This is a genomic window from Micromonospora acroterricola (assembly GCF_003172955.1).
Taxonomy (GTDB): Bacteria; Actinomycetota; Actinomycetes; order Mycobacteriales; family Micromonosporaceae; genus Micromonospora; species Micromonospora acroterricola.
On sequence record NZ_QGKR01000186.1, the window covers coordinates 56,160 to 82,331 of the forward strand.

At 65.4% G+C, this 26,172-nt stretch carries 20 protein-coding genes and 4 pseudogenes; 11 read left to right on the forward strand and 13 right to left on the reverse strand.

Translation table 11 applies throughout. The annotated features are described in order from the left end of the window. Positions 1-11: 11 nt before the first annotated feature. Both DKT68_RS13485 and DKT68_RS13490 read right to left on the reverse strand, forming a co-directional pair. The gene (locus tag DKT68_RS13485) at positions 12-1,583 is read right to left on the reverse strand and encodes a DUF2397 domain-containing protein (protein ID WP_201749017.1); all 1,572 of its coding nucleotides are present in this window, start codon (positions 1,581-1,583) and stop codon (positions 12-14) included. Between the two features lie 1,042 nt (positions 1,584-2,625). Continuing rightward, a complete protein-coding gene (locus DKT68_RS13490) occupies positions 2,626-3,486 on the reverse strand; it encodes a nucleotidyltransferase domain-containing protein (RefSeq protein WP_109817758.1) in 861 nt (286 codons plus the stop codon). A gap of 596 nt (positions 3,487-4,082) precedes the next feature. On the opposite strand from DKT68_RS13490, the pseudogene DKT68_RS32665 reads away from it, so the two are divergent. Together DKT68_RS32665 and DKT68_RS13510 are read left to right on the forward strand one after the other, a co-directional pair. Continuing rightward, positions 4,083-4,268, forward strand: a pseudogene (locus tag DKT68_RS32665) (Imm1 family immunity protein); the annotation flags it as partial. A gap of 1,292 nt (positions 4,269-5,560) precedes the next feature. Further along, a complete protein-coding gene (locus DKT68_RS13510) occupies positions 5,561-7,600 on the forward strand; it encodes a tetratricopeptide repeat protein (protein WP_109817762.1) in 2,040 nt (679 codons plus the stop codon). Here DKT68_RS13510 and DKT68_RS31180 read toward each other — a convergent pair. The 3 genes from DKT68_RS31180 to DKT68_RS13525 all read right to left on the reverse strand — a co-directional run bounded on the left by DKT68_RS31180 (position 7,586) and on the right by DKT68_RS13525 (position 11,012). After that, the gene (locus DKT68_RS31180; protein ID WP_161556658.1) at positions 7,586-8,026 is read right to left on the reverse strand and encodes a hypothetical protein; all 441 of its coding nucleotides are present in this window, start codon (positions 8,024-8,026) and stop codon (positions 7,586-7,588) included. The genes DKT68_RS13510 and DKT68_RS31180 overlap by 15 nt on opposite strands. Positions 8,027-8,175: 149 nt before the next feature. Continuing rightward, complete coding sequence (locus DKT68_RS13520) at positions 8,176-10,797, reverse strand: TrlF family AAA-like ATPase (protein ID WP_109817763.1); 2,622 nt, start codon at positions 10,795-10,797, stop codon at positions 8,176-8,178. Between the two features lie 32 nt (positions 10,798-10,829). After that, positions 10,830-11,012 carry a hypothetical protein gene (locus DKT68_RS13525; protein ID WP_109817764.1) on the reverse strand — a complete coding sequence of 61 codons (183 nt, stop codon included), beginning with the start codon at positions 11,010-11,012 and terminating at the stop codon, positions 10,830-10,832. Positions 11,013-11,477: 465 nt separating this feature from the next. Between DKT68_RS13525 and DKT68_RS13530 the strand changes: the two genes are divergently transcribed. Further along, complete coding sequence (locus tag DKT68_RS13530) at positions 11,478-12,878, forward strand: recombinase family protein (protein WP_109817765.1); 1,401 nt, start codon at positions 11,478-11,480, stop codon at positions 12,876-12,878. A gap of 387 nt (positions 12,879-13,265) precedes the next feature. Here DKT68_RS13530 and DKT68_RS13535 read toward each other — a convergent pair whose 3' ends face one another. The 4 genes from DKT68_RS13535 to DKT68_RS13550 form a co-directional block, all read right to left on the reverse strand. Further along, the gene (locus tag DKT68_RS13535) at positions 13,266-14,207 is read right to left on the reverse strand and encodes an SDR family oxidoreductase (protein ID WP_109817766.1); all 942 of its coding nucleotides are present in this window, start codon (positions 14,205-14,207) and stop codon (positions 13,266-13,268) included. A 52-nt stretch (positions 14,208-14,259) separates the two neighbouring features. Beyond that, positions 14,260-14,883, reverse strand: a complete 624-nt coding sequence (locus tag DKT68_RS13540) for an NADPH-dependent F420 reductase (protein WP_109817767.1) — start codon at positions 14,881-14,883, stop codon at positions 14,260-14,262. A gap of 81 nt (positions 14,884-14,964) precedes the next feature. Further along, positions 14,965-15,582 carry an NADPH-dependent F420 reductase gene (locus tag DKT68_RS13545; protein ID WP_109817768.1) on the reverse strand — a complete coding sequence of 206 codons (618 nt, stop codon included), beginning with the start codon at positions 15,580-15,582 and terminating at the stop codon, positions 14,965-14,967. A gap of 86 nt (positions 15,583-15,668) precedes the next feature. Further along, a complete protein-coding gene (locus tag DKT68_RS13550) occupies positions 15,669-16,403 on the reverse strand; it encodes an SDR family NAD(P)-dependent oxidoreductase (RefSeq protein ID WP_109817827.1) in 735 nt (244 codons plus the stop codon). Positions 16,404-16,563: 160 nt separating this feature from the next. Between DKT68_RS13550 and DKT68_RS13555 the strand changes: the two genes are divergently transcribed. Beyond that, positions 16,564-17,475 (forward strand): LysR family transcriptional regulator, encoded by a 912-nt coding sequence (locus DKT68_RS13555; protein WP_109817769.1) that lies wholly within the window; start codon positions 16,564-16,566, stop codon positions 17,473-17,475. A gap of 473 nt (positions 17,476-17,948) precedes the next feature. Here the strand turns inward: DKT68_RS13555 and DKT68_RS13565 are convergent, their stop codons facing one another. Together DKT68_RS13565 and DKT68_RS13570 are read right to left on the reverse strand one after the other, a co-directional pair. Continuing rightward, a complete protein-coding gene (locus tag DKT68_RS13565; RefSeq protein WP_109817770.1) occupies positions 17,949-18,476 on the reverse strand; it encodes a DUF6036 family nucleotidyltransferase in 528 nt (175 codons plus the stop codon). Then, the gene (locus DKT68_RS13570; protein WP_109817771.1) at positions 18,473-18,859 is read right to left on the reverse strand and encodes a hypothetical protein; all 387 of its coding nucleotides are present in this window, start codon (positions 18,857-18,859) and stop codon (positions 18,473-18,475) included. Before DKT68_RS13570 ends, DKT68_RS13565 begins: the two co-directional genes overlap by 4 nt. Before the next feature lie 164 nt (positions 18,860-19,023). On the opposite strand from DKT68_RS13570, the gene DKT68_RS13575 reads away from it, so the two are divergent. Both DKT68_RS13575 and DKT68_RS32385 read left to right on the forward strand, forming a co-directional pair. Then, on the forward strand, positions 19,024-19,266 hold the full coding sequence (locus DKT68_RS13575; RefSeq protein WP_146218360.1) for a hypothetical protein: 243 nt from the start codon (positions 19,024-19,026) through the stop codon (positions 19,264-19,266). A gap of 1,076 nt (positions 19,267-20,342) precedes the next feature. Then, a pseudogene (locus DKT68_RS32385) lies at positions 20,343-21,293 on the forward strand (transposase); the annotation flags it as partial. Here the strand turns inward: DKT68_RS32385 and DKT68_RS31935 are convergent. Continuing rightward, positions 21,279-21,683 (reverse strand): transposase family protein, encoded by a 405-nt coding sequence (locus DKT68_RS31935; RefSeq protein WP_236646884.1) that lies wholly within the window; start codon positions 21,681-21,683, stop codon positions 21,279-21,281. The pseudogene DKT68_RS32385 and the gene DKT68_RS31935 overlap by 15 nt on opposite strands. 829 nt (positions 21,684-22,512) lie before the next feature. Further along, positions 22,513-23,256, reverse strand: a complete 744-nt coding sequence (locus DKT68_RS13590; RefSeq protein WP_201749025.1) for an SDR family NAD(P)-dependent oxidoreductase — start codon at positions 23,254-23,256, stop codon at positions 22,513-22,515. A 70-nt stretch (positions 23,257-23,326) separates the two neighbouring features. On the opposite strand from DKT68_RS13590, the gene DKT68_RS13595 reads away from it, so the two are divergent. From DKT68_RS13595 to DKT68_RS13615, 5 genes and pseudogenes are all read left to right on the forward strand, one after another. Then, complete coding sequence (locus tag DKT68_RS13595; protein WP_109817774.1) at positions 23,327-23,704, forward strand: ArsR/SmtB family transcription factor; 378 nt, start codon at positions 23,327-23,329, stop codon at positions 23,702-23,704. Between the two features lie 231 nt (positions 23,705-23,935). Then, a pseudogene (locus DKT68_RS13600) lies at positions 23,936-24,459 on the forward strand (IS256 family transposase); the annotation flags it as partial. 362 nt (positions 24,460-24,821) lie between these two features. Then, positions 24,822-25,259, forward strand: a complete 438-nt coding sequence (locus DKT68_RS32670) for an IS110 family transposase (RefSeq protein WP_407940737.1) — start codon at positions 24,822-24,824, stop codon at positions 25,257-25,259. Further along, positions 25,231-25,812 (forward strand): transposase, encoded by a 582-nt coding sequence (locus DKT68_RS13610; protein WP_109817776.1) that lies wholly within the window; start codon positions 25,231-25,233, stop codon positions 25,810-25,812. The genes DKT68_RS32670 and DKT68_RS13610 overlap by 29 nt, the downstream gene beginning before the upstream one ends. 6 nt (positions 25,813-25,818) lie before the next feature. Beyond that, positions 25,819-26,034 (forward strand): annotated as a pseudogene (locus tag DKT68_RS13615) (transposase); the annotation flags it as partial. Positions 26,035-26,172: the final 138 nt, after the last annotated feature.

Sequence of the window (26,172 nt, forward strand, 5' to 3'; positions counted from 1 at the left end):
AGTATCCGCGCTCAACCATCGACGCCTCGCGCCGTAGATGTCTGCCCACACAGGCTGACGGCGACGGCAACGCCGTGCAGCGTCAACACGCCGTGTGCCGCGCGGATCTGCACGCGGGCATCGGCTTGCGGTTCGACCTGAATTCTCAGGGCTGACGGCGAGTGGACGAACTCCCCGATCCCATCGACCTCCTCGCGGTGACCCATCGCCCGGCGAATCAGGTCATACAACACGTCCAGCGCCCCGGCTGACAGCGTCACCTCGGCGAGCCGATCAGCAACCGCGCGTAGCTCGGCGTACACCGCGTCACGCCGGCGAGCCTCCGCTTCAGCCTCCGCAAGCGCCGCGTACTCGCCAAGAGGATTCTCAACAATGCGCGCTGCGCGGCCACGTGCCGCAGGCTCCGCCCGGCTCGATACCGACACCGACACCGACACCTTCGATCCGCGCCACCACGGCTCGGAAGGTGGAGTCTCATCGACGTCGGGTAAAACCACCCAGTGCCGCGCCGAGGACAGGCTGAAGGCGTGGGCAAACAGAGTATGGGCCTCCCACAGCGTCGCCGCATCAAAGCGGCCGGCAAGACGAATCAATTCCGCACGGCGACCTGGCGCGATTCCACCGCCACCGGTCGACCGCTTGACGTTGGACAGCAGCGAGCTGATCGCCTTGGTCGTGGCTTCCCGCAGGGCCCAAACCTGGCTGGACTGACCCGGCCTGTCCACAAACCAGTCCGCGAGGCCCCGCCAGTCCGACTCCGAGCGCCCACGTGCGCGCTCGACGGCCTCGCCGAGATCAGCGGTCGGAGCCAGCAGCCGCAACAGCTCGCTTTGCACCCCGCCGAGCTGGTCAAGGCATTCGGCAATCGGTGGGGTGTACCGCAGCACATCCTCGACGACCAGCTGGATGTACTCCACCAGCAACCCTCGGAATCCGGCGATCTCGTCGGGATTGAGATCATGACGGGCGACGACCTGCCCGAGGTGGGCGTAGAAGTCGCGCACGGTGTCGGACAGCTCAGCGTGTTGCAGGAACAATGTCGTGACCTGCTCGGCCAGCTGCTCGCGCTGCCGCACGACGACCCGAGCGTCGGCGCCCTGCCTCTGCTCAGCCAGAACCGACTCGCCAATCGTCGAAATGATCTCGTCCATGCCGCGGCGAATCGCGGGCAGCAACTCCCGTGAGACCTCACGGGCACCCTCGGGGATCGCCAGCAGCTCTTCGGCTTCGCGGTGCACGCGGACGGCCAATTTGTCCACCTGATAGCGCCGACTGCCGTGAGCGAACTCGGTGATGGACCGGGCGTTGGTTTCTCGCCGCCCAGGCACCAGATTGCCCCATTTACGCAGTTGTTTGAGTCGAACAACGACCTGCTCGATCGCCGACTCGCCAACGCCAATGCGGCCGTCGTGCTCAAGTTGCGCAAGCGAGGCCGCGACCTCACCAGCTGACAGATCCGCCAGCAGGGTCGAGGTGAACACTCGCATGATCGCAAAGTGGGTCCGAGCCTCCGGGACAGAAAGGTAGGTATACAGGCGAAGGCGACGTCCCGCCTCCGCGTGATCCCTGTTTGCGTCGGCCACGCCACGTACAGTAGCCGAGCGCTTCGACTCCCGTCTGTCGCTGCGTGCCGGCTCGTCGGCGGCGCTTTGGTAGAGCTGGCCTTGGCCTGTCGCCCCCTGGCGCGGGTGGCGATCTCCGCCGCCCAGGCGTGGATTCCTCCGCTAAACACCGGCGGCAGCCTGTGGCAAGACTCGCAGGTCGCCGAGCTGACCGGCCTGATCGACCCCAGGGCACTGTCTGCCTTTCCGGGCAAGCACCCGGCTGACGTGCTGGCGGGAATACCCGCACCGGGCGCTGGAACAACCCCGTGGACTGGGTCTGGTGGATCGCCGTCGCCCACACTTCACTGGAAGCAGGACGAAGTCGGGCTCAATGTCGATGAGGTGCCGGGACCTACCAGTTCGGCATCGCCGACGTTCGATGGATGCTGGCATACGAGAACTCCCAGCGAGCGGCGTGAGCCGGGTCAACCCGCCAGGGTTCGCTACTACCTCGACGCTGACCTACTGGGTCTCGCACGGGTTATCGCAGGACTACGCCCCGAGATCGCGTCCCGCGGCGACCCAGGAGCAGTGATCCACAAACGGCACCGGCCGCCATGCCCCATCGCTAGCCCTTCGGTGAAGGACACCGTGCGGATCCCGGAAGTAGGCCGTCAAGGCTGGTGATCATCACGCGCGACCACCACATACAAGAACACCGGCTGAAGATCGCCGCAGTGTGTGACCATGCGGCGAAGGTGATCGCGCTCACCGGCGAGGACGCGTCAAGCGTGTTCGCGCAGCTCGAAATGGCCATGAGTCGTTGGCGCAATATCGAGCGCTGTGCGTCGCGGCCTACACCCTCATCTACGGCGTCACCCGCACCGGCATGCGCAAAGTCCCACTTCTCTAGCACCGCCCGTCATCCGGCATCCACCACCTGCGACTGGGCGACGGATCTTCGCGCAGTCGGACTCACCGAAGCCGGGTCGAGCCCGGCATACCTGCTCCCTGCTGCACTTCAACGCCACGACGATTGTCAGAGGGTCGCTGCACCTGGCCTCGTCATCGCAGCTCAGCCCTACCAGCGCAGCTTGCGCAGGCGCGTTCGGTCAAGCGGGCGGATCCGAAGTGCCGTCAGTTCGCCACGTAGTGTCGGACGGACTACTTCAAGCCACTCCACACCGTCGTAGTCGGCTAGGCATCGCGGCGCCGACGACAGGTACCGCAGCCCGAAGCCAGCGAAGTACGGTGTCACCTCGCCTCGGACGTCCTGCCCATGCAGGTGAATAGATCTTGAGTCCACCCCCTGCTGCTCGTAATGGGCGAGCACGGCTTGCCCTGCTCTGAACGACACACCGCCGGGCTGCCATCTCTCCCGCAGGTACGACGCACTCTCAGGGCTATCCACGACGTGGTCCTCAAGAGCCACACGTTCCAGTTCGATCACACGCATGGCTACTGCTTCGAGAAGCTGCTCACGCACCGGTCGCGGCAACCACCGGTCAAGCCCCTCAAACTCGGGGCTCATCGCATCCCGTGGGGCACGGACCGCCGTCGGAACTACCGCGATGCCACGCAGCCTCTCCAGAGCGACGCTCAGGTCGTCACCTCGGCGCCACAACAGCGTCAGGTCGAAATCCGCCCGCGCCCGCATGTTGTAGACCAACTGACACCCTCGTGTCCGGCCGACCAGCGGCCGGCGCAAGTCTCCGTGTGGATCCCGGCCAGCACTGAGCGCCTGAGCCCTCTCACTCGCAAACTGCCAATCAGTCCCATCGAACTCGATATCCAGATCAACGTCAGCAGGCTCCGGAGCCCCCCGTGCGAACGAACCAAACACGTACACCTCGGTCACCAACCGAAGCGGCCATTCCTCCTGCAGCTGGTCAAGACGCTCGAGGAATTGCTCGACAAGCAGCGCCGCCCGTTGTCTCTTCATGCATCTGATAGTCACATCGCTGATCCCGCTCGTCGAGCCGCTCCAGGAACGCAGATCAACGAGCCCTACTCACCCGCTGCGCACCGCAGACCGCAGCATCAAAGTGATCGCCAAAATGATCAGCTGCCCGATCCCCTATGTGCCAGGTGGCTCCTACTTCAGCCACTGTCGCCGCCCCGCCGGGTTCTCGCCACCATCCTGCCGCAGGATCACGCCTGACGGTGCTCCTCACCGACGGCGACCGCACATGGCTCCACAAGCTGTACGTGGGCGCAGGCGAAGGGATCCGGCGATGAGCATCGACATCACTTGGGGACGCGGCGACGGCGCCGCGTTGGTCAGCACCGTCACCGAACTCGACGCTACAGTCGGACGCGGTCAGCCACGCCCAGACTGAGCAACTGCCCTACTGCGTCACCCTCATCGCTGCCAGCGGAGCTGACACTCCCCGCCATGCTCGACATCTGCAACGGGCACCCCGAACGGTCGTTCGTCTATCACGTCGCCGTCGATGATCCGCAAGTCCCCGGCGGAGGTCGCGGTGCTGGCCGAGGCGTCGCCGACCTCAACACAGCGGCCGGGCAGGTGACAGCAGCGCTTGGGCATACCAGCCAGACCTCGAACCCGGACCCATGTTCACGTTCGACTACGCCGGTACCCCCACCGACGCATGGCCCGAACGCACCCGTGTCACCAACGCGACCGCCCGGCAAGCGGCACGACAGTTCCTGACCAGCGGCGGGCAAAGACACCACGCCCTGGCCTGGGAAACCGCCGAATAGCTCCGAGCGTGGACGGCTCACGAGGCCAGAGCCGCAGCCAAGGTAGGGCTTGACTCGCGGGGCCTCGCCGTGTCCGGCGACCCCGGAGCCGCTAAAGCGGCAGCCGCATGAGGAGAGATCCCGCGAACGACTTGTCGGTCGTCGACCTGGACCTGCGCGCAGACGCATCCAACGACGAGGAGCCCAAGTACACGTGGAATGCCACGGGATACGGAGGCAATGAGATGTAGGCCTGCTGGTGCTGCTGCCACGGCAATCGACGCCCCAGCCGGGTACACCCGTGCCGCTGCTGTGCCGAGGCGGTAAGAAGTACGGCAAGACCCGAACGCGCCTCGCACATCCGGGCGGGCAGGCCCCGCCCGGAGGCCAGAGCCCTGAGACGCTGTGGCATGCCAACGCCAAGCGAACCATCCTGCGCTGGGCGTAGAAGCAGCCCGGCGTGACCAAAGCGCGCACCGACTGCCAGACCGCAGACGGGCGACGCCGCAGCGAAGCCATAGTTTCCTAGCCGACGGAAGCGCCTGGTCAACGAGGTTGAGCAGCAACCCCTCACTGACGAGGACTGGACCAGCCGACATCACGGCTTTGGCGCAGGGCCTGGTCGACGCATGGCTGTGGTGCGCCCTCGTAACGCAACCGTTCCTGCAAGTCGATCGTGGCGCGATAGACGCTTGCGACGCAGGCGTTAAGACTTGAGCAAATAACCCGGCGACGGGTTAATGTGCTGACGCAGGTCGACCGCCATGGTGGATTTGAGCGCGGCGACTTAGAAATTTTCGAGGAAGAGCCAGAAGGCTCTCTCTTCTGACCCCCTGTGCGGGAGTGGCGAGGCGATCTCGGCGAGAACCGTGGGCTGGAGATGATCAACGCGGGCATATCTGGTTAGGTCGGACGGTGCTCAATGCAGGCACTCAACCATCCGACACGTCCCACCTACCGAATACCGAATCGACGATCCATGCTCAACCCAGCCCCGAGAGGGGTAGGAGATAACAGCTGAGGTGGGTAAGTGGACAGTCGCGGACAGGATTTGTGAGTCACTGCGATCATGGCTGCATGGTTCGGTACTCCGGCGCTCGACTGCGCCGCGCAGCTCGTGCGGCCGCTGCAGCGACTGTTGCCACAGGCCTGGGGACGGTGACGGTGGTGTGGGGGCGGCATCTACTGACGAACGCCCTGGTCGCGCCGAGCTGGAACGTGCTTGAGCGCGCCTCATGGATCGCTGCGGTGGTGGCAGTCGCCGTTCCTGCCGCGGTCGCAGGCCATACCGCACTGCTGAGACGAAGAACGCGATGGCAGACGTCAGTCCGGATCGGTCGCATTCCCCGGAGCCAACCTGGTTTCAACATCGGCCCGATCTGCTCGGTCAACCCGGCGCCCGGTGGCGCAGCCGGGACCCCGTGCCTACGCAGGTACTTTCAGGGCTGGGCGGGGTCGGCAAGACCCAGATTGCCGCAGCTTTCGCCCGTCAGGCCGCCGGCCGCGGTGACCTGAAACTGCTGATCTGGATACCCGTGTGTGGCCAAGACTCGATCATCACCGCGTACGCAGAGGCTGCGAGGGCCCTGGCGCTCGCTGACGACCAGGTCCATCCGCAACAGGCGGCGGACCAACTGATGGTGTGGCTGGAGCACACTGATCAGAACTGGCTCATCGTCTGGGACAAACTCGACAGCCCTGCCGATGCTGCCGATTGGTGGCCACCTGCGAGTAAGCATGGCCGGACCGTCGTCACCACCCGACGTCGCGATGCCGTGCTCGATGCAGGACGCCGTACCCTGATCACCGTCGACCTGTTCACCGCTGACGAGTCAGTGGCGTATCTCAGGCGCGCTGTCGGCAAGCCCGTTCAACGCCAGCATGCTGTAGCCCTGGCCAAGGACCTGGATCATCTTCCGCTCGCTCTAGCACAGGCTGCCGCCTTCATCCGAGACCGCGAGCTGGACTGCGTCGCCTATCGACGCAGGCTCGGTGACGTGAGGCTCCGCCTCGCCGACGTGGTCCCGCCTGAGGACGGGCTTCCGGACAACCACCGGACGACGCTCGCCGCGACCTGGGTACTGTCGATCGAAGCGGCAGACAAGGCCGGTCCGCCAGGCCTGGCACATTCCATCCTCGACCTTGCCTGCCTCCTGCAACCCGAGGCGATCCCGTTGGCCTTCTTCACGAGTACGCCCGCCATCGACTACATAACCTTGCACAGCGAACTCAGGCAGGAAAGCGACATCCTCGACGTCCTGCACACGCTCGATCGGCTGAACCTAGTCACTTGCAATCAGCGCACTGCCCTGGTACAGACGCATGTGCTGATCCAGCGCGCCATTCGCGATGACCTGGATGTGGACAGCCTCGACGTGCTGGCCCGGACCGCCGCAGACGCGCTGCTGGAGATCTGGCCGGAGGTCGAGCCTGATCGGCTACGCGAACAGATGCTGCGCGCCAACGCGCTCGTCCTCTTCGAGACGGCGCGCACCTCCCTGATCGAACCCCGCACTCACCCCCTGCACTTCCGCACCACCGACAGTCTTGTCGAAGCTGGGAACCACGATGCTGCGACCGCCATACTGCGACAGCTTCTCGCCGAACAGACCCGCATAGTCGGCGCCGATCATGCCGATTCGCTTACCACCCGCCGACACCTTGCCGACGCCCTGGAAGAGAACGATCCACGCGAAGCTGCGGCGGCCTACGGGAGGCTGCTCGACGACTGCGTGCGCATCATGGGCCCGGGACACCCTTATACCCTGGTCACGCGCTGTGAGGTCGTGAAACGGAACGCCGACCACGACTATCCCCAGCACGCCCTGGCCCGCTTCGAGGAACTGCTCGGCGATTGCCGTCGCATCCTCGGACCAGACGACCCAGTCACGCTCGGCGTGCACGCAGCCTTGGCCAACTGGCACGGAGACGCCGGTCACTTCGACATGGCGAACGAGGTGTACCGCGAGGTCCTCGCAGCGGAAACTCGCCTATTCGGCCCCGACCACCCCACCACGCTGCGCACCCGCAACAACCTTCTGTGCATTCAGCAGGACTCCGGAATGCCCCTCGACGGATCCGTCAGCTTCCGTGAGCTTGTCGAGGAGTACACGCGAGTATTCGGCCCGGACCACCCACGAACCCTCGCCACCCGGGCCAATCTCGCCTTCGCCATCGGCGAGGCAGGTGACGTGGAAGGTGCTGCCGACGCGTGCCAAACGCTGCTCGATGACTATGCCCGGGTCTTCGGCGCCGACCACTTCGAAGTCGTGGTCATGCGCTTGGCGCTGTCGTACTGGCACGCCCACGTCGACGCAGCTTGCCGCACCAAGGGTTCGTCACCGGAGCGCTGAGACCACCACCAGCCAGCGGCGCCGCCCGTAACCCATTAATGGACCTGAAGAACTCAAGATTCCAGGTGAAATACCTGATCCGCGACCGGGACGGCAAATACCCGGCTCTGCTCGATGCGAGTCCGCCGAGGACGTCAACAGGTTCAATGCGCGCGTTAAGTGCCAGTACTTGTCGCGCATGCGGCGAGCGGGAATTTCCTGCTTCGCGCTGACGATCATCGGCGTGCTGGTTCGATTGCTGTACCTGATGATGATCCGGCTGGTCGGCGCTCTGAGCCTGCTTGCCCGCAGCGCACAGCCCTGCTCGCGGAGGTCCTCGCCCTGCTGCAAGAGGTGACGGTGCTGCATCACGTACAGGGTCACGTCGCTGAGCTTCTGCGGCATCGGATCATGCAGAAGCGGTCGGTGTGCCGTGACGGTCGCCATCTGGTCGAACTCATCCAGTGAAGGCCGAACCGCTCGAGCCCGGCCTGGTCGTCTATGTGCATGATGCCAGCTCATGTAGTGATGCCCGCTGGGGCCATCCCACAACGAAAGCGGCGTAACCAGCCCGGCCAGCGTTTGTGGTCAGGGCACTAGCTGGGCGAGACGGGCCCCGGGCTGGCCCGAGGCCCGTGTCGTGCTGGAGCCCCTTCGGCTGGCATATCTGCCGGCCATGAGTTGCCTACGACACCAACGCCACCCGGCTGCTCCGCAATGGCTACCGGGGCTGCACGTGAGGGCGCCAGACTGAGACGAATGCCGCCGTACTTGGTGTACCGGCGGAGGAAGGCCTCTTCACCGCCTTCGAGGACCTGCCGGATGTGCGTGCGGATGTCCTCTGCGTCGATCGAACCTTGGGCGAGTACTCGTACCTGATCGTTGCCGGCGTCGAGGACGACGACGAGTTCGGCGTCGCCCAGGACGGGGATGTTCGGGTTGTGCGTGGCGGCGATGATCTGCCGATTGCCTCCGGTGGAGGAGGTGGACTTTTGACTACGAATCAACTGGACGACATCATCGAAGATGAACCGGTTGTCAAGGTCATCTTCGGGCTGGTCGAGGATCATGCATCGGCCGTCGATCGCGAATATGAGCAGCAGGATCGCGGTAGCGCGCTGACCAGCTGACAGTCGGTCGAGGGTCCTAGCCTCGCCGTCGACATGCAGCCGGATGTCCACTCGATCGTGAGGCGCGAGGATCTCCAGCTCGCTGATGCGGTCAACGTCCTCGTCGGTCAGCCAGGCGCAAATCTTGTTTGCCTGCGCGACGGTCACATCGAACTGCTGAGTCAGCTCGACTGGGCCCTCGGTGACTATCGAGGCGATGGTGCTGCCGTCGACTCCGTCTGACATAGCGATCGTCTCGATCGCCGCTCCGCTGGCGCCGCTGCCCTGCAACAGCTGGCGTAGGTCTTCGGTGAACCGGTGGCGGTCACCAAGTGCGACGATAGCCACCTCGACTCGACCGCTCAGGTGGGAGTTGATTCTGGCCGCAGTGTCTGCGCGGACCTGGCTCTCGCGTGCGCGGGCCTTGGTCAACTCGTCGAGCAAGCCGAGGCGTGCACTACGAAGAGCGATGCCCGCATGTTCTTTGCGGTCGAGGGCGTCAAGCTGGTCCTGCAGTGAGGTGCGATCGGACGACAGCTTGAGGGGCCGTTCCGGGTCAAGCCTCTCGGCGTGCAGTTCCTGCTTGATGCGGTTAAGTTCGTCCGCCAGCGGCAGGACCCGGGCAGCGTGTTCGGCGCGCAGGCTTTCGATCGCCTCGCGCGCCTCGGCGAGGGCCATGATGATCTTCTGCTCCGCCGTGGTGATGGCGACTGTGGCGAGGCTCAGGGCCTTCTCGGCCGCGCCGGTGAGGTCGTCGCCGCGCGCAGTCAGGTCGCCCCGCTTGGTATCGATGGTCTCCTGCAGGTCATGCAGTGCCTGCCGCCAAGGGCTGTCAGTGCCAGATGCCTGTGAAGTGACGTCACGGGCGGACGACAAGGATCGTTCAACGGTCTGCAACCGGTCGTGCGTGGCCAGCTTGTTCAGCGCGCCGGTCTGCTGAAAGAGATCCAACTCATGGGTGAGCTTCGCGATTTGGCTCTGCAAATCGGGGCGCTTGGCCTGTTCCAACACATGCTTACGCAACTCAGCGCCGTTGGTACGCAGCCGGCGGCGCACCTCGTCGACTTCGCGTTCGGCGGCGTTGACCTCATCGCCAATGAGCCGATCGAGAAGCTGCCGGCGGTATTCGACCTCGCCGCTGACCTGGTCAATTTCCCGCTGCAACAAGATGATTGGTTCCCGGTCTGGGCCGAAGGCGTCGCGCGGTGTGATGTCGATTCGGCCGCTGTCAGGGTCGAACACGCACGGAGTCTCGCCCAGCACACGTTTGACGATGTAGCGACGGGCCGGGCCAGAGTCACTGTGGCGTTCGATCTCCAAGGTCACGCATCCGCCGCTGCCCAGCGCATGCTTGACAAGATCGTCGCGCCGTTTTCGCTCGCAAAACGGATCAAGTGCCAGGCCGTAACGGATGGTCTCCAGCACGGCAGACTTACCGGTTCCGCGACCACCGATGAGCGTGTTGAGGTGAGCATCGAACATAAACTGGGTGCCGGCCAGGAAGCCGCTCCCCTCGATCTTGATGGAGATAATGCGAGCGTTGCGAGGCAGGACTGGGGCGACCGTGCGTACCCGGGTCTCGGGGTCGTGTAGCGCTAGGCGCATCGCGTCGAGGCTTGTGGAGCTGAGTTTTAGCCATGTTCCCCGCATCGTGCCATCGGCCAGCGGCTTGCCGCCGATGTCCCCGATCAAGCGAGGATCGCTGAATTCGACCTGGGCCAGGTGATCCCAGCGGTGGCTGATCCCGGTGCTGCGCAACTTGGGCAACGCGCCACCGGGGTGGTCGAGACCATCGACGTCGGCCTCCGCGATGAGGCGCGCGGCTAGGTTGGCGCCCATCGCGGCAACGATGCCCTTCTTGGCATCGCCGTGCGCGGGGATGATCAGGCAGCCGAACCGCTCCCGCAGCTGAGACAGGGCCTCGGCCGGCGGCTTCTGGAGTTCGATCTCGCGGTGCTTGCGGCCCGTCCACAACGGCTTCGATGGATCCCGGTCGAGCGACTTCAGGTAGTCGTTGATGGCGGCGGGTGGCGTGCCTTGCGGGAATACGACAAGGATGTGCACGCCCTGCTTTCCCTCCGCAAGGCTCAGTTCAGCACCGGGCAGCACGATAATGCCCTGCTTGGCGGCCTCCTCCTTGATCAGGTCATACCAGGGAGTCTGATCCCGTTGTAGTCCGTGATGGCAGCGATCTCGATGCCGACTTCGCGAAGCCGGTTGACGTATGTCGTCGCCAGCTTGCGCTGATCGTCAGGGTTGTCGTAGCTCATGCCGTCGAGCCCGGCGAAGCTGTCCACACCCGGGGTGTGCAGATGAAAGTCCACTCTGCGCCACCGAGAGCCTCCGTTGGTCATCGGTCTTCCTTACTCCGCGCAGGCTGAAGCCTGCCTGTCGGCCACATGCCGTGGCGGAACGGAGGGGTATCCCGAGTGTCGGGCGCCGTCGCGACGTCAGGGGCTGACGTGATCCGCCAGCCGGCCGTAGATGTTAGACCATCGCAGCATGTAGTTGCGAAGTGCTTTACACCCGCGCGGTGGTGAGACGCAGAATCTCAACCAAGCCAGGTACCACCTCGCCGAGATGTCTGGAGAGCTCGCGCACCGCCGCTGACGTGCGCGGATAGGCCGCCAACCGCGCGTCACGCATTGTCCCCGTCGGTCGAGCGGATGCTCCGTATGCCAACACAGTGCACAGACCGACTGCCACCAAGCGGCCCGACAGTCCTTCGACCAGCGTCAGCGGACTGCTTGTCCGACTCGACCGCGAAGATCCTTCGTAGAAATACCGGCGTGTCGAACAACCAGCGTGACGATCTCGAGGATCCCCTGACTCGATGGCTCAACGGGCAGTCGCAGGCCAACCCGCAACTGCCTACCGAACGGCGACGTGGTATGCGGTTTGCGTTCTACGGTCGGATGTCGACCGTCGAGCACCAGGACCGGGTGACCTCCCGGCACTGGCAACGGGACTGCGCCACAGAACTCGTCGCCGATCACGGGGCGATGGTTGCCGAATACTTCGATGTCGGTTGCTCTCGCCGCCGCGGTTGGCGGCAGCGTCCGCAGGCCGCTGCGCTGCTGGCCGCCCTCGACGATCCGGATCGCGGGTTCGACGCAATTGTGGTCGGCGAGTACGAGCGGGCGTTCTCCGCCAATCAGCTGCAGCACCTGGCGCCGGTGCTCGAACAGCACGGCGTGCAGCTGTGGCTGCCCGAGACGGACGGGCCTGTCGATTACCATGATCCGACCCACCAGGCACTGATCATGGTGCTGGGCGCCCAGTCGAAACGCGAGGTGCAGCGCGCCCGATTCCGGTTCGTCACGGCGATGCGCGCTCAAGCGCGAGAGCAGGGACGGTATCTCGGAGGCCGACCGCCCTACGGATACCGACTCACCGACGCCGGCCCTCATCCGAACACCGCCCAGGCGCGCTGGGGTCGCCGGCTTCAACGCCTCGAACCGGATCCGGCCACGGCCGCACACGTGCGGTGGATGTTCACCCAACGCCTCGATGGCCAGAGTCTCGCCAGCATGGCGCGCGCCCTCAACGACGCCGGCATCCCGTGCCCGTCGGGCATCGATCCCGCCCGTAATCCACACCGCAGTGGCGACCGGTGGACCCTACGAACAGTCGCGGCGATCCTCGCCAATCCGCGCTACACGGGCCGACAGGTCTGGAACCGGCAACCCGCGCACAACCACACCGATGCCAACCGCTCGGAGCGAGAACCCATCCGGCGGAACCCGAGCGTGGACTGGGTGGTCTCCACGCAACAGGCCCACACCGCGCTGGTCAGTGAGCAGGACTTCGTCGCCGTCCAGGCCATCCGCTCCCACCGGGGCGCCCACGACGGCACCACCCGCCGCTACCTGTTCACCGGCCTACTGCGCTGCGGACCCTGCGGACGACGATTGGAATCCCATTGGATCAATCAACGCCCCGGCTACCGATGCCGCCACGGCCACACCAGCACCCAACAGCCCACCAACCCCCGACGCAAGATCCTCTACCTCAGAGAAGACCACATCATCGCCCGACTCGCCGACCATCCCCGCCTCGCCAGCGCCATCCAGAGCCCACACGACCTGGTCACGCTCCTGCGCAGCAGCAAGATCACCATCGTCTGCGACCAGGAACACTGCACACCAACCACAGAAAAATCCGCGCAGGGCACCCTGCGCGGACCATGATCGATATGTGGTAAATATGTGTCCGAGAGCTGAACACATATTTAGAGCATCCACGCTTAGCGTGGGTGTTCATGCAGTTAACCTACCAGATCCCGGTCCTGAGATAAAGCACCGTACCCATCGCGCTGATGCGGTTACTTTGAAATGCTGTGAATGCTTTACCAGGGGTCGAGAGCGCAGCTGCTCCAATGAGCCGCTGACTATTCCGTCACTCGTTGCTCGACTCAAGCCGTGGCATCGAAGTGATTGCCATGAGTGATCAGCAGGCCAATCGCCTCTGGCTGGATGGCTCCTTCAGCCACTGTCGCCGTCCCACCGATGACGGAACCTGTGCCACCTGCGAACGGCGAAGCAGCCGCCTCGGCGTTGCGATTGGGGTCCTTGTCCTCAGCTGGCGGGGAAGTAGTGGCCGTTGTCCAGATCGGCGAGCAGGCGGGGCTGAGCGGGTTCCCAGCCGAGGGTCCGGCGGGTGATGAGGTTGGACGCCGGGTAACTCTGCGTGACGATATTGGCGAGGAACCCGAAGTATCCCGGCAGCACCAGTTCGTCCACGGGAACGCTCACGGCGGGCAGGCCCAGACGGCTGCCGATGGCCTCAGCAATCTCGCGGAACGGGATGTCCCCATCGTCGACCGCGTGCCAGTAACTGCCGGCCGGGCCCTTCTCCAGCGCCAGGCGGAACAAGGAGGCGACATCGCGGGCATGCACGGCGTTCCACAGGTTCGTGCCGTTCCCGGGGTAGCCGACGAAGCCCTTCGTCTTCGCTAGCGCGATCAGTGTCGGGAGGAAGCCGGCGCGATCGGTCGTGTCGTGGGCGATATTGGCGATCCGCACGACCGAAGACCGCACGCCCCGCTCGGCGAGGCCGATCACGGTGGTCTCCACGACGTTACGAGCCCGCAGGCTGCCCTTGTGCTCATCGCCGCTGGGAAGGGCCGGGTCCTCCTCGGTGGCCATCCGGCCCAGGAATCCCTGCCCAGGCGAGCCGATGCTCACCGCCGCGACCAGCGGCTTTCCGGTTCCCGCCAGTGCCTCGCCGTACGCGAGCATGATCGGGACCTGCGCGGCGGCCACGGCGTGGATCCCGCCGGAGAAAAGCAGGTCCTGCCGGTGCGCGACGTGGATGACGCCGTCGGAGTCCGCAGCCGCCTCCTTGAGCCCGTCGAGGTCCTGGAGGTCGCCGCGGCGCACCTTCGCGCCGAGCGCGGACAGCGCCGCCGCGGCCGTGTCCGACCGGGCCAGGCCGATGACCTCGTGCCCAGCGGCGATGAGCTCGGGGACGATGTACGAACCGGAATGGCCGGTCCCGCCAGTGACGAAAACACGCATTCTGCTGCTCCGAGTGAGTGATGTGGCGCGAGAGGTGGTGGTGGGTGTGTGCTTAGACCAGAACGTTGACGCCGAGGGAGAAGTTGAAGTCCCCGACGCCGTGGCGGGCCAGGCTCACCATTAGCAGGCCCGTCCCTTCCAGCCAGTGCGCCATCTCCAGGCCTCCGGCATCCAGGGGGCGCAAACCGAGGCTCTCGATGAACGTCGATACGCTCGCCTTGGCCCGCGCGTCGTCGCAGGCGAAGAGCACGTCCAATGGGCGTCCCGGGGCCAGGACGTGGCCGAAGACGGTGTTGAACGCCTTCACGACGTGCGCGCTGGCTGGGGCGGCCTTGGTGATCTCCTGCGCGGCGGAAGTGCCGTCAGGGGTGGTCAGCCCGCTCGCGTCGGCTTTCATGGGGTTGGTAATGTCGATGATGATCTTGCCGGCCAGCGCGTCCCCGTACTGGGCGACGACCGGCACGGCGCTGGCGTTCGGCACGGCGAGGATGACGATGTCGCCGGCCGGGGCGCTGCCGAATGTCCCGGCCGTGGCGCCGCCGCCGAGCGCGGCAGCCAGGTCTTTGGCCTTGGCCGCGTCGCGACCGACGACCTCGACGGCGTGGCCGCCAGCGAGCGCCCGGGCGGCCAGGGCGCGGGCCATGGTCCCCACGCCGATGATGCTGATGCTGCTCATGAAGTGCCTGCTTTCCGAAGATGGATGGGCACGCCATGCCCGCTGGTCGCGAGATGTTTGGCGTAATCCGGTAGCCGTGCTTCAGCGGACCTCGGCGCCCAGGGCGAGGTCGAAGCCGGCGCCGCTGCGGGCCAGGCCCACCAGGAGGATGCCGGCCCATTCGAGGACGTGGGTCATCTCGAGCCCTCCTGCGTCGAGGGCCCGCATGCCCAAGCTCTCCAGGAAGGCAGCGACACGTGCCTTCACCTCGGCGCTGTCGCCGGCGTAGAACGCGTCCAGGGGCTTGTCCTCGGCGATGACGCCGCCGAAGATCGTGTTGAAGGCTTTCACGACATGTGCGCCCTCGGGGGCGACGGCGGCGATCTGCTGGGACACCGAGTTGCCCGCGGTCGTCACGACGCCACTTGCGTCGGCGTTGAACGGGTTGGTGATGTCGACGAGGACCTTGCCGGCCAGCGCATCGCCGTAGTGCTCGACCACGTCGACCGCGCCGGCGTACAGGACGGCCACGATGACGATGTCACCCACCGGCCTGGCGCCGAACGTGCCGACGGTGGCTCCGTTGCCGATCTGGTCGGCGAGCGCCTGAGCCTTGGCGGTGTTGCGGCTCATGAGCTCGATGGTGTGGCCGTGCTTCGCCGCCCGGGTGCCGATGGCGGTGGCCATGTTGCCCGAGCCGATGATGCTGATCGTGGTCATGACGTGTGTTCCCCTTGTTGTGTATGAATCAGTTGGTCGGGGGTCCGGCATGCTGGGCCGGGTGTCGAAGGGTTCGCCGAACGGGCTCAGATCACTGTGGTGCCGCCGTCGACGACCAGTTCCATGCCGTTGACGTAGCTCGAGTCCTCCGAGGCGAGGAACAACGCGACCGACGCGATCTCCTCAGGGCGGCCCATCTCTCGCCGCGGGATCACGGACTCGAACTGCGCCTTCATTTCCGCGTCCATGACCTGCTCCATCATCGGCGAGGCGACCTGGCCGGGCGTCAGCACGTTCACCCGAATCCGCCGGCCCCTCAGCTCTGACACCCACACCCGGGCGTAGGCGGGCAGCACGGCCTTGCTCGCTGCGTAGACGCTCCAATCGGGGTAGCCCCGCAACGACGCGTTCGACCCGGTCATGAGGATCGAGCCGCCATCGTTGAACAGCGGCAGCGCCTTCTGGACCGTGAACAGCGTGCCGCGTGCGTTCAGCGAGAACGCGGCATCGAACTGCTCCTCGGTGATCTCGCCGAGCCTGCCCTGCTCACCCGTCCCGGCACTCGCCCACAACACGTCGACCGTGCCTTTTTCCTGCTTGACCGTCTCGAACAAACGGTCCAGACCATCGAGGTCAGCCGAATCGGCCTGCACGCCGGTCACATTCCGGCCGATCAGCTTGACAGCTTCGTCCAGCGCGTCCTTCCGCCGGCCGGAAATGAAGACGTGAGCTCCTTGGTCAACAAACAATTTCGCACCGGCCAGCGCCATTCCACTTGTCGCACCGGTGATCACCGCAACCTTGCCATCGAGCTTTCCCACGACTGACTCCATTCACATAACCGTACCGAGTCATGCTTCTCGTACGGAATTCAATTCCTGCCCATCAGTACTTATCGAGCGTGCCATTGGCCCGAGTCGGTTGTCCAAGACCTCTTTCGGCCGTTGCGATACCCTGGAGGCATCGCCGGGGGGAGGCTCCATGGATCTGGACCTGCGCAAGTTGCGTTACTTCGCCGCTGTCGCCGACAAGCTGCACTTCGGCCGGGCCGCCGATGAGCTGCACATCGCGCAGCCGGTGCTCAGCCGGCAGATCCGCGCGCTGGAGAAGGAACTCGGCACTCCGCTACTGACCCGGGACAGCCACGGCGTGGCGCTGACGGACGCCGGCCGGCAGTTGCTGACCGACGCCGGCCCGCTGCTGGCCTCCGCGCACGCGCTCCGCCGCCGGGTGACCGTGGCCGCGCAGGGCAGCCGGCGGCTGATGGTCGGCTTCCGGGCGGGCATCGCGGTCACCCCAGCGGTACGGCAGTTCGCCATCCAGCACCCGGACGTACCGGTGGATCTGCGGCGGATCGAAGGAGACGACCAGGCCGCGATGCTGCTCGACGGCCGCATCGACGTCGGCTATGTGCGGCTGCCCATCGACGAGGCCGGCCTGCGCGTCACCCCGCTGTACACCGAGCCGCGGGTAGCAGTGCTTCCCGCCGGCCACCGATTCGCCGGCAAGGAACAGATTACCGAGGCCGACCTGGTCGGCGAGCCGCTGCTCTGGCATGCCGACACGAGCACGCAGCCCACCAAGCGCCCGCACCCTGACGCCGGATACCGGGTGCGCGGGGTGGACGAGACGCTCGAGCATGTCGCGGCCGGCCGGGGCATCTCGTTCCTGGCCCGTTCGGCAACCGTATTCTATTCGCATCCGGAGGTCAGCTATGTGCCCATCCCGGATCTGGCACCCGACCAGGTGTGCCTCGCTGTGGCGGAATCGCGCACCTCGCCGCTGATCGACGACTTCCTCTCCGCGGCTCAGGTGACGTCCGAGATCACGGCAGAATGTGGAAATTATGAAATGTGGCAACTGGGAGGCGATGCCGCTTCGAAGCACGGTTGAGCAGTTCGACCGACAACAGCAGCGCCAACAAAGGGCACGCGGCCAAGCAATGGCGAAGGAGTTGGGAAGCTCACGAAGATCAAGACTTTGCCGAAGCATTACGGTGAAGAGACGTACGGCGTGTTCAGCTACGGCGCCCAGAAGGAGTGCAATGGCTCGGGAACGACTCCTCACACTGCGGATCGTCACGTCTCAAGACAATGCAGGCGTCCACGCAGTGGTCAGATCTGTCCATCCTGCCGTCGCACGTCTCTGATGCTGAACAGGAACGGCAGATTCCCGAAACATCTCTCCCCCGACGGCACCAGCTGTTCCATGTCCGAGGCGAACAACCGCAGATAGGATTCTGAGCAAGCGCCCCGCATGACGGTCAAGTTTTACGTGCTTTCGGCGGTCAGGTGAGAATCCTCGCTCAGAGGCCTGAGCCATCGGAAGTGATCAGGTTGACCGCCGTGCTGCAATGTGTATCCGAATCATCCGAAAAGTTCGCGGATAACTCCCATTGCTCGTGGCGAGATCGCTTCGTCGGGGTAAAAGTCGCTGCACAGACGTATAGCGTCGTCCACCGTCGTTACCTTGGCCAGCGCCGCCAGGGCGCGAAGGTCGTCCACGTCGCGGGTTCGCGCCGCGAGCGCTTTCATCGCGAAGATGTGCTCCGGAGAGGCGGCCATCACGCGCAGGCCAGGGTGGTCGAAGACTCGCCGCTTGCCCGGGTCGTCCTTGCCGGATACATACACGCTGGCCTGCTCGTTGAGCCACCACGGCGGTAGGCCCAGTTCGTCGGCTACTGCACGCGCCTCATCGAGGACGACTCCGTGCGGGACGAACATCGCGTCGACGTCCCTGGTAACCCGTTTCGCGTCGTAGGCGAGCGCCATCGCGGCACCACCCACAATGAAGATGTCAGCGACGACTCCGCGGCGGACAAGCCGGTCGCCCAGGTGAGCGAACGCGCGTTCGAGTTCCGCGCGCCCCATGAGGACGCCGTCTGATCCGCTCACGCCGCGGCCAGGTCGTGAACGGACAGGTACACGCCGTGCTTGCGGAATGCAGCCGGGGCCCATGCCAAAGCGTCGGCCCGGTGGATGGCCAGTTCGGCCGGGAACCATGCCCGGCGCAGCACACGTGCGTCGACCCATGCGGGCGGAGCAAGATCTGCCTGAGCTAGCAGGTGCTCCGCGAGCGCGGCAAGCAGCGCGTCCCACCGTGGGTCTCCGGTTAGCCCGGGCTCATCTCTTAACAGGTCGACCCTGGTTGCGGCGGGTTCCCAGCGGTACTCCTCTAGAAACTCCCATACGAGCTTCCAGCGAGTCTGGTCGGTGTCCGCGGATGCCAGATGGGTGGCCAACCTGGCCAGACTCATCGGTTCGTAGCTGGTACCCATCGGGCAAGCCTCACCTTCGAGCCGACGGCTTCATCCGTTGCAGACTATCGCGGCGCCGCCCGCGAGCACCGCAGAGGTGAGGTGGCGACGGGTGCCCGATTTTGGGCCGCGCCCCTGCTCGGACCGTTCACTCATGCTGCGCGCACGGCATCACCCTTGTGATCTTGGGTGACGCAGCGCAGTCTGTGACGTTGCCTGTCGACTTACAGGGGGTGCATGCGAGCGTGACTCTCAGTCAGGATGCGATCGAGAAGGCGACGAAGTTGGTCGAGTTTCTCGCTGAGGTGACGGCCGCAGTCGAGCGGGACCCAGTGTGCGACATTCTGGAAGACCCGGACGCGCCTGATCCCGTCATCTGGCTCGATGCCCTGCCGCGGGGCGTTCGTTGGATGGCTAGCCCTGCCTGACGTGCTGCCGAAGAACTGCGGTGATGGTGTTTGAGGGGTGCGCGAGAATGCGGTTCCGGCGTCGCAGGGCGGCCAGGAGCACGGGTTCGCCGGTGGCGATGCCGCACAGGTGCCGGTAGGGGCAGTTCCTCACCAGTGCCCACGACATGCGCGCCATCGGCGGCCGAGGTGATCAGAATCGCGCCGGTCACGACGTCGACGTGCAGACTGAGGCCCGGTGTCCAGCCCAAGGCCCGCAGCAGCACAAGGACGGTGACGCGGCCAGCGGCGTCGGGGCGGCCCACGTCGAACAGCACGCCATCGTCACTACTGGCGGGGGCGCGGGCAATGTCGGCGGTGGCGCCGGCTTCGGCGATGCGACCGGCAGTGGGGTAGGAGCGAGCGCCTCGACGAGCTGCTCGTCGAGGCGGCAAGGCGGGACGCGGACTGCCGCGACTCACCTATGCCCCGCCAGCGCGGATGCACTGGCGTCAGCGCAAGCGGCAGCGACTCCGGAGATGTGTGCACACAGGCGCCACGATCAAACCCACGCGAGAGGAGTTGATTTCGTGTGGGTATCCACGAGAAGTGGTGTCCGAGGGGCGACGGGCCGCGTCGTAGCCGACAGCTTGGCTGGCTACCTGACCGCGGGGCGACGGTCAGACCTCGTCATGGTGGATGACTGCGGCCTCGGTGTGGACGAGCCGCTCGTGAGCGCAGGACAGGAGGCGCATTGAAGTATTTGAGTTTTCCCAGCGAATAGAACTCCTACTTGACAGGTAGGATTACTGGGATACTGTCGATGCATGGCCAACCACCAAGCCCCGCTCGACGGCACCGCGGTCGCGGTGTCACGGGGATGTTGTCGTGGCTGGACCGCCTCAAGCGGCTGCTGCCGCTGAGCGCGCATTTCTGACTCCTCCCCCACTGCGGCTTCGCCGACTCGACGACGATCGGCAGCCTTCTCCGCGTCCCGATCCTTGGCCGCTCGACGCGCGCTGCGCCGACCCCTGCCCGGGTGCCGCTGCACGTCGTTCTCGATCAGGAGGACCGTCATGACTGTCATCGACAAATCGCCCGCACCGGTCCAACCGACCATGTTCCGAGCCCTGCTGCGCCGCCAGGCCGCATCGGTTGCGGTGATCACCACCGCTGGCGAGCCTCCGGTGGGGTTCACCGCAACCTCGTTCACGTCGGTGTCGCTACGACCGCCGTTGGTGTCGTTCTGCCTGGCTCGGTCATCGTCGAGCTGGCCGACCATCGAGGGCGCGGAACACGTCGCGGTGCACCTGCTCGGTGAGGACCAGCAGGACGTCGCACGGACCTTCGCGACCAGCGGCATCGACCGGTTCGCCGCGCACTCCGGATGGCAGTACGGCCCGTATGGCGTGCCGCTGCTGCACGAGCCGGTCGCCTGGCTGCTGTGCCGGGTTACCCAGCGGGTCCTCGCCGGCGATCACGTGATCGTGCTGGCCGAGCCGCTGACCGGAAGCCACGGCGAGGGCGCACCCCTGCTGTCGGCGGAGGCGAAAGCCGCCGTCGAACTGGTCCGGGTGGCCAAGGAACAAGGGCTGTCCTTGACCGGCCCGGACGGGCTGCTCAGGCAGTTGACCAAGACGGTCCTGAAGACCGCGTTGAACGAGGAGATGACCGAGCACCTCGGTTATGCCAAACACGAACCCGACGGCGCCGGTTCGGGCAACGTCCGCAACGGCAGCCGGTCGAAGACGGTGCTGACCGACGCGTCGGGGCCGGTGCAGATTGACGTGCCGCGGGACCGGGCTGGCACGGTCGAGCCGCAGATCGTCCGCAAGCGGCAGCGCCGGTTGTCGGGGGTCGACGAGGTCGTGTTGTCGTTGTATGCCAAGGGTTTGACGACCGGGGAGATCTCGGCTCACTTCGCCGAGATCTATGGCGCGTCGGTCAGCAAGGAGACGATTTCGCGGATCACGGACAAGGTGATCGAGGAGATGACCGACTGGTCGCACCGCCCGTTGGATGAGATTTACGCGGCGGTGTTCATTGACGTGATCTCAACAAGAATCCGGTAGGTATCGGTATTCGAAGTGGGTGAGGTGGAGGGCGGCGCGGACGATGTCGCCGATGCTACGAGGGCTGGCGGTGCTGTGTCGTAGCGTTCGCCATCGGCCGGTGAGGATCGCGAAGCCGCGTTCTCCGAGGCAGCGCATGGATCGAAGCATGGTGTTGTAGGTCCGGTTGTCCGGGGCGAGGCGGCGGCCGGCTGCGGGTTGCTTGTACGGGGTGTGGATGCCCTGGCCAGCGCCTGCGTAGCCGGAGTCGGCGAGGGTCGGTAGGTGGATTTGCGATGCCGCCCAGTACAGGGCGTCGGTGACGTTGAGGTGGTGGGCGCAGGTCAGGTCGTGCAGGTGTCCGGGCATCGCGTCGGAGGTCCAGATCGGTAGCCCGTCCGGGCGCATCACGGCCTGGATGTTCGCGCCGAAGTCGCGGTGTTTCCCGGAGTACCAGGCGTCGATCGTTTCGCCTTTCACGCTGGTGGTCGTCTCGGCCAGCCGGTCGGTGTCGAACAGTCTCCCGTCGAGGATCACGTGCGACCAGCCGTCGGCGGCTACCCGTCGCAGGGCGTCGTGCAGGGTGGGTGTCTGCGCCGCCAGGACGCGGACGGCCTCGGCGATGACCGGTAGGCGGTTGCCCTCGACACCCCGAACCCGGCCCCGAGGATGGTCTTGTCCTCACCCTTGCGGAACCACGCCAACACCAGAAGCGCCTGGTAGAAGCAGGTCAGAGCGCGGGTACCCGGTCGGGTGCCGACCGCGCGACGCTGAGCGCGTAGCAGTCGCGCCACGTGCTGCACGAGTTCCCTGGGCACGTCGAGCCTGGCAGAGTAGGCGATCACGTGGAGCCCTTCGAAGACCGGATCTTTCGCAAAGACCTGTCTACCGATAGCTCCACGCCCACATCCAGCGCAGTCCGCTATGGGCGATACGCCCGTGTCATCCTCAATCGGTTTGTCCGGTCCTCTTCAAGGCTGCGAACGGTCGGCGGTCTAAGCAGCGCCTCGCGGAGTAGGTCTGACCAACCCGGCTGAAAGTTGGTCAGACCTACCCTGCGGATTCGGTGGATCTTGATGGCCCGAGTCGTCGACGGGAGTCTGTACCTTGTCGTCTCGTTGATTTTGGTCCGGAGCGAGCATCGTTGTGGGGTGTGGTCAGGCGGGGACTGCAAACGCAGGCCCGTCGGATCGTGACCGCCGGACCCGGCCGTAAGTCGACGGCGGTGCGCTGTGGGTCAGGTCAGTTCGAGGCCACCGTCGATGGTGAGGATCTGTCCGGTGAGCCAGGTGGCGGCCGGTTCGGCAAGGCGGAGGACCCATTCAGCCACCTCGTCGGGTTCGCCGCGGCGGCCCAATGGGATGCGATGGGCTTCGTCCTGCTTGATTTGGTTGACCATCGGTTCGGGCAGGCCGGCGGCAGTCAGGGCTTCGCTTTCGGTGGGGCCGGGGGCGAGAGCGTTGACGCGGACACCGTCGCCCGCCAGCTCCAGGGCCCAGCAGCGGGTGAGCTGTTCCAGCGCGGCCTTGGACGCCGCGTAGTGGGCTGCCCCGGGGAGCGGGCGATGGCCGTAGGTGCTGGAGATGTTGACGATCGAGCCGCGGGTCCGCCGTAGGTAGGGCAGGGCCGCGCGGGCGAGCAGGCTTGGCGCGGTGACGTTGAGGTCGAACAGATCGGTAACGCGGTCGGCGGTCGTGTCGGCCAGTGGCATGACCGTCGTGGCGCCGGCGTTGTTGACCAGCACATCAACCCGCTTCCATCGTTGGACGGCGTTGTCGATGATCGCTTGGGGGGCGTGTTCGGCGCGGATGTCGGTGGCGAGCACGGCGATGCCGGCGTGCTCTTGCGCGGTCTTGTCCAGCGCGTCGCGGCGGCGTCCGACACCGAGGACGTGGGCCCCGGCCCGCGCGAACGCCATCGCGGTCGCGCGGCCAATGCCCGATCCCGCCCCGGTGACGATGACTACTCGATCGGCGAACATGCCGGTTGGTGGGAGCGTCGGCACCCAAGCCTCCTTTGTTCGATGTTCGTGAAACATCGAATAAGCTATCATGGTCGTCGTGAGAGACGCGCGGCATCCGGACCCCGACGAGATGACCCTTACCGAGGTGATGGCGGCACTCAGCGATCCGATCCGGGTCGGTCTGGTCCGACTGCTGTCCGACGGGCAGGAACGCGGCTGGGGAGTACTGCGGGCCCCGGTGTCCAAGTCGACGCTGAGCCATCATCTTCGGGTGCTGCGGGATGCGGGGCTTACCCGTACCCGTCAGGAAGGCACTCGGTGTTATGTCGTACTTCGCCGCGAGGACCTGCAGGCTCGTTTCTCCGGCCTGCTGGAAGCGGTCCTGGCCGCAGCCGACAGCGAAGACGTCGGCAGTCAGGTCGGTCTGGCGCTTGACGATGCCGCCACGCCGGGCCCGCCGAACTGAGACTCGACATGCCGCTCATACGGATCAGTGAGACATCGCCCTGAATAAGTTCAGTGAAGCCTGCGTCACCGAGTTGGCGATGAACGGCGGGGCGCGGCGAGGTCGAAGGACTCCAGCGTGGCCTCGCCTCGCATACTAATTCTGACCTTCGCAAGATCACTCGCTACGTAAGTCTGACATTCGCAGCCCTCGTCGATACAGAACATGGCTGCCCAATCTTACTGAGATCACTTCACTGACGCGATCGTGGTCAAGGTGAGGGATGGGCAGGTCGCGAACCGGCCGTTCTACGCCGCGATCGGCGTCACCCTCGACGGGGAGAAGGACATCCTTGGGTTGTGGGCCGGCACCGGTGGTGAGGGCGCGAAGTTCTGGATGAGTGTGTTGACCGACCTGCGTAACCGGGGTGTGAAGGACGTGTTCTTCCTCGTCTGCGACGGCCTCAAAAGCCTGCCCGAGGTCGTCACGAATGTGTGGCCTCAGACGGTGGTGCAGACGTGCATCATCCATCTGATCCGCAACACGTTCCGGCTCACCTCACGGCGGTACTGGGACGAGCTGAAACACGACATCAAGCCGATCTACACCGCCGTCAACGCGCAGGCTGCCAGGGCGGCGTTCGACGACCTGGCCGAGAAGTGGGCGGGCGGTATCCGGCGGTAATCCGCTTGTGGGACAACGCGTAGGCGGAGTTCATCCCGTTCCTCGACTACGACGTGGAGATCCGCACCGTCATCTGCTCGACCAACGCGATCTGGGTGTTGGGATCATGGGGCTGGTCGGGGCGTTGCTTCCCCGGCCGGCGCTCCAAGCGGCCAGCTCCGACTCTGAACGCTATTGACGCCGTGAGGCTGTCTTCGATTCGAAGTGTCGGGCTGGCCGCGTGAGCGCAGTCCCCGCGGCGCCTGGCTTGAAGAGAGCCTGCCTGACTCAACCCAGATCTGCCGGCACCGCGGGGTCTGTGCTTGTCATGGTAGGCCTCGCGGACAGGATTAGCGTTGACTCACAATCATGGTGTCGCTGGAATTGACCCACACAAGAACTCGGCCACGATTACGGTCCTCGACCATCGCGGCGGCGTGTCGACAATGCATCTTTCTCCATCACCGAAGAGGGTATCGATCAGCTCCTCACCTTCCTCCTCGGGGTCGATCTAATAGTTGACCGCGTCGGCGTTGAAGGCTCCGGATTCCTCGGACGCCCGGTGGTCCTGGCGCTCGTGGCCGCCGGTTACGACGTGCGCGAAGTTCAAGCCAATCGCACCGCCGAACGACGCAAGCGACGTCGGCGAGCCAAGACCGACGTCGAGGACGCCGAAGCCATCGCTCGCGAGACTCTCGCCGACCCGAACCTGCCCCCAGCCGGAAAACACAGCGAGCCCAGCAGCGCCTGGCAGACACTCACCGTGCTGCGCGACTGGCGCGCATCCCCTTGTCCTGCAACGGGTTCGACTCCTCACCGAAGCGGAGGCCGTACTCGTCAACCTCCCCGTCACCATCCGCGACGCGCTGCCCTCGACCAGCCGGGTGCTGCCCCAACTGGTCGCACTCGCTGAAGGTCTCGCCGTTCCCGATGCGCTGGCTGCCTGCGACCGACTGAAACTCGATCGCCTCGCCGCGACCCTGTATGACGTCACGGTGCTGACGAAGCGGATCAAAGAAATCGACAAGCAGATCCCCGCCCTTCTCGCCGAACTCGGCTGCACACTCACCGGCCTACACGGCGTGGGCGTCGTTACCGCGATGGAACTCCTCGTCGAAGTCGGTGACCCTCACCGATTCGCTACCGAAGCGCAATTCGCCCGCTGGTGCGGCATCGCGCCAGTTGCACTGTCCTCCGGCGAAGGCCATGGCCCAGCCAGACGCCATCGCCTCGACCTCGGCGGAAACCGATCAGTCAACTCAGTCCTGCACACAATTCATGTCACACAAGCCCGCTGCTATGCGCCCGCCAAGCAGTATCTCCTGAGGAAGACGTCCGAGAACAAGAGCAAACGCGAAGCCCGCCGATGCCACAAGCGGCAACTGGCGAACATCATCATCCGCCACATGTGGGCCGACGCCCGCCTCTCCAGACCAGCAACGCCAGCCTTGACAACGGCCGCTTGACAAGAGAGCTTCGAGTCGTTGAACGCCCGCTACCGGCGGGCGGTCAAGGCCCGCGGCCACTTCCCCAACGAGCTGGCCGCGTTGAAGTGTCTGTACCTGGTGACCCGGCCCCTGGACCCCACCGGAGCAGGCAGAACCCGATGGACGATGCGCTGGAAACCCGCCTTGAACGCCTTCGCCATCACCTTCAGCGACCGCTTCCCCGCCGCTGAAACCTACTAACCAAGATCACCGGAAACACCATTAGCGAGACAGCCCCACGACCCGCGCTGACCTGGGAAACGGCTGCCTAGTCCAGGGCGTGCCGGGTTCGTGATCGGTGAAGGCCTCGTCTCCGGAAGCATGGGATGCCGAAGTCGG

Bases quoted from the DNA above. Each gene is read 5' to 3' on its own strand.
- DKT68_RS13540 (WP_109817767.1), bottom strand. From the start codon at position 14,883: ATGAGCAGCATCAGCATCATCGGCGTGGGGACCATGGCCCGCGCCCTG.
- DKT68_RS13535 (WP_109817766.1), bottom strand. From the start codon at position 14,207: ATGCGTGTTTTCGTCACTGGCGGGACCGGCCATTCCGGTTCGTACATC.
- DKT68_RS13510 (WP_109817762.1), top strand. From the start codon at position 5,561: ATGGCAGACGTCAGTCCGGATCGGTCGCATTCCCCGGAGCCAACCTGG.
- DKT68_RS13555 (WP_109817769.1), top strand. From the start codon at position 16,564: ATGGATCTGGACCTGCGCAAGTTGCGTTACTTCGCCGCTGTCGCCGAC.
- DKT68_RS13590 (WP_201749025.1), bottom strand. From the start codon at position 23,256: ATGTTCGCCGATCGAGTAGTCATCGTCACCGGGGCGGGATCGGGCATT.
- DKT68_RS13490 (WP_109817758.1), bottom strand. From the start codon at position 3,486: ATGAAGAGACAACGGGCGGCGCTGCTTGTCGAGCAATTCCTCGAGCGT.
- DKT68_RS31180 (WP_161556658.1), bottom strand. From the start codon at position 8,026: ATGGCGACCGTCACGGCACACCGACCGCTTCTGCATGATCCGATGCCG.
- DKT68_RS13570 (WP_109817771.1), bottom strand. From the start codon at position 18,859: ATGGGTACCAGCTACGAACCGATGAGTCTGGCCAGGTTGGCCACCCAT.
- DKT68_RS13595 (WP_109817774.1), top strand. From the start codon at position 23,327: ATGGTCGTCGTGAGAGACGCGCGGCATCCGGACCCCGACGAGATGACC.
- DKT68_RS13545 (WP_109817768.1), bottom strand. From the start codon at position 15,582: ATGACCACGATCAGCATCATCGGCTCGGGCAACATGGCCACCGCCATC.
- DKT68_RS31935 (WP_236646884.1), bottom strand. From the start codon at position 21,683: ATGCGCCCGGACGGGCTACCGATCTGGACCTCCGACGCGATGCCCGGA.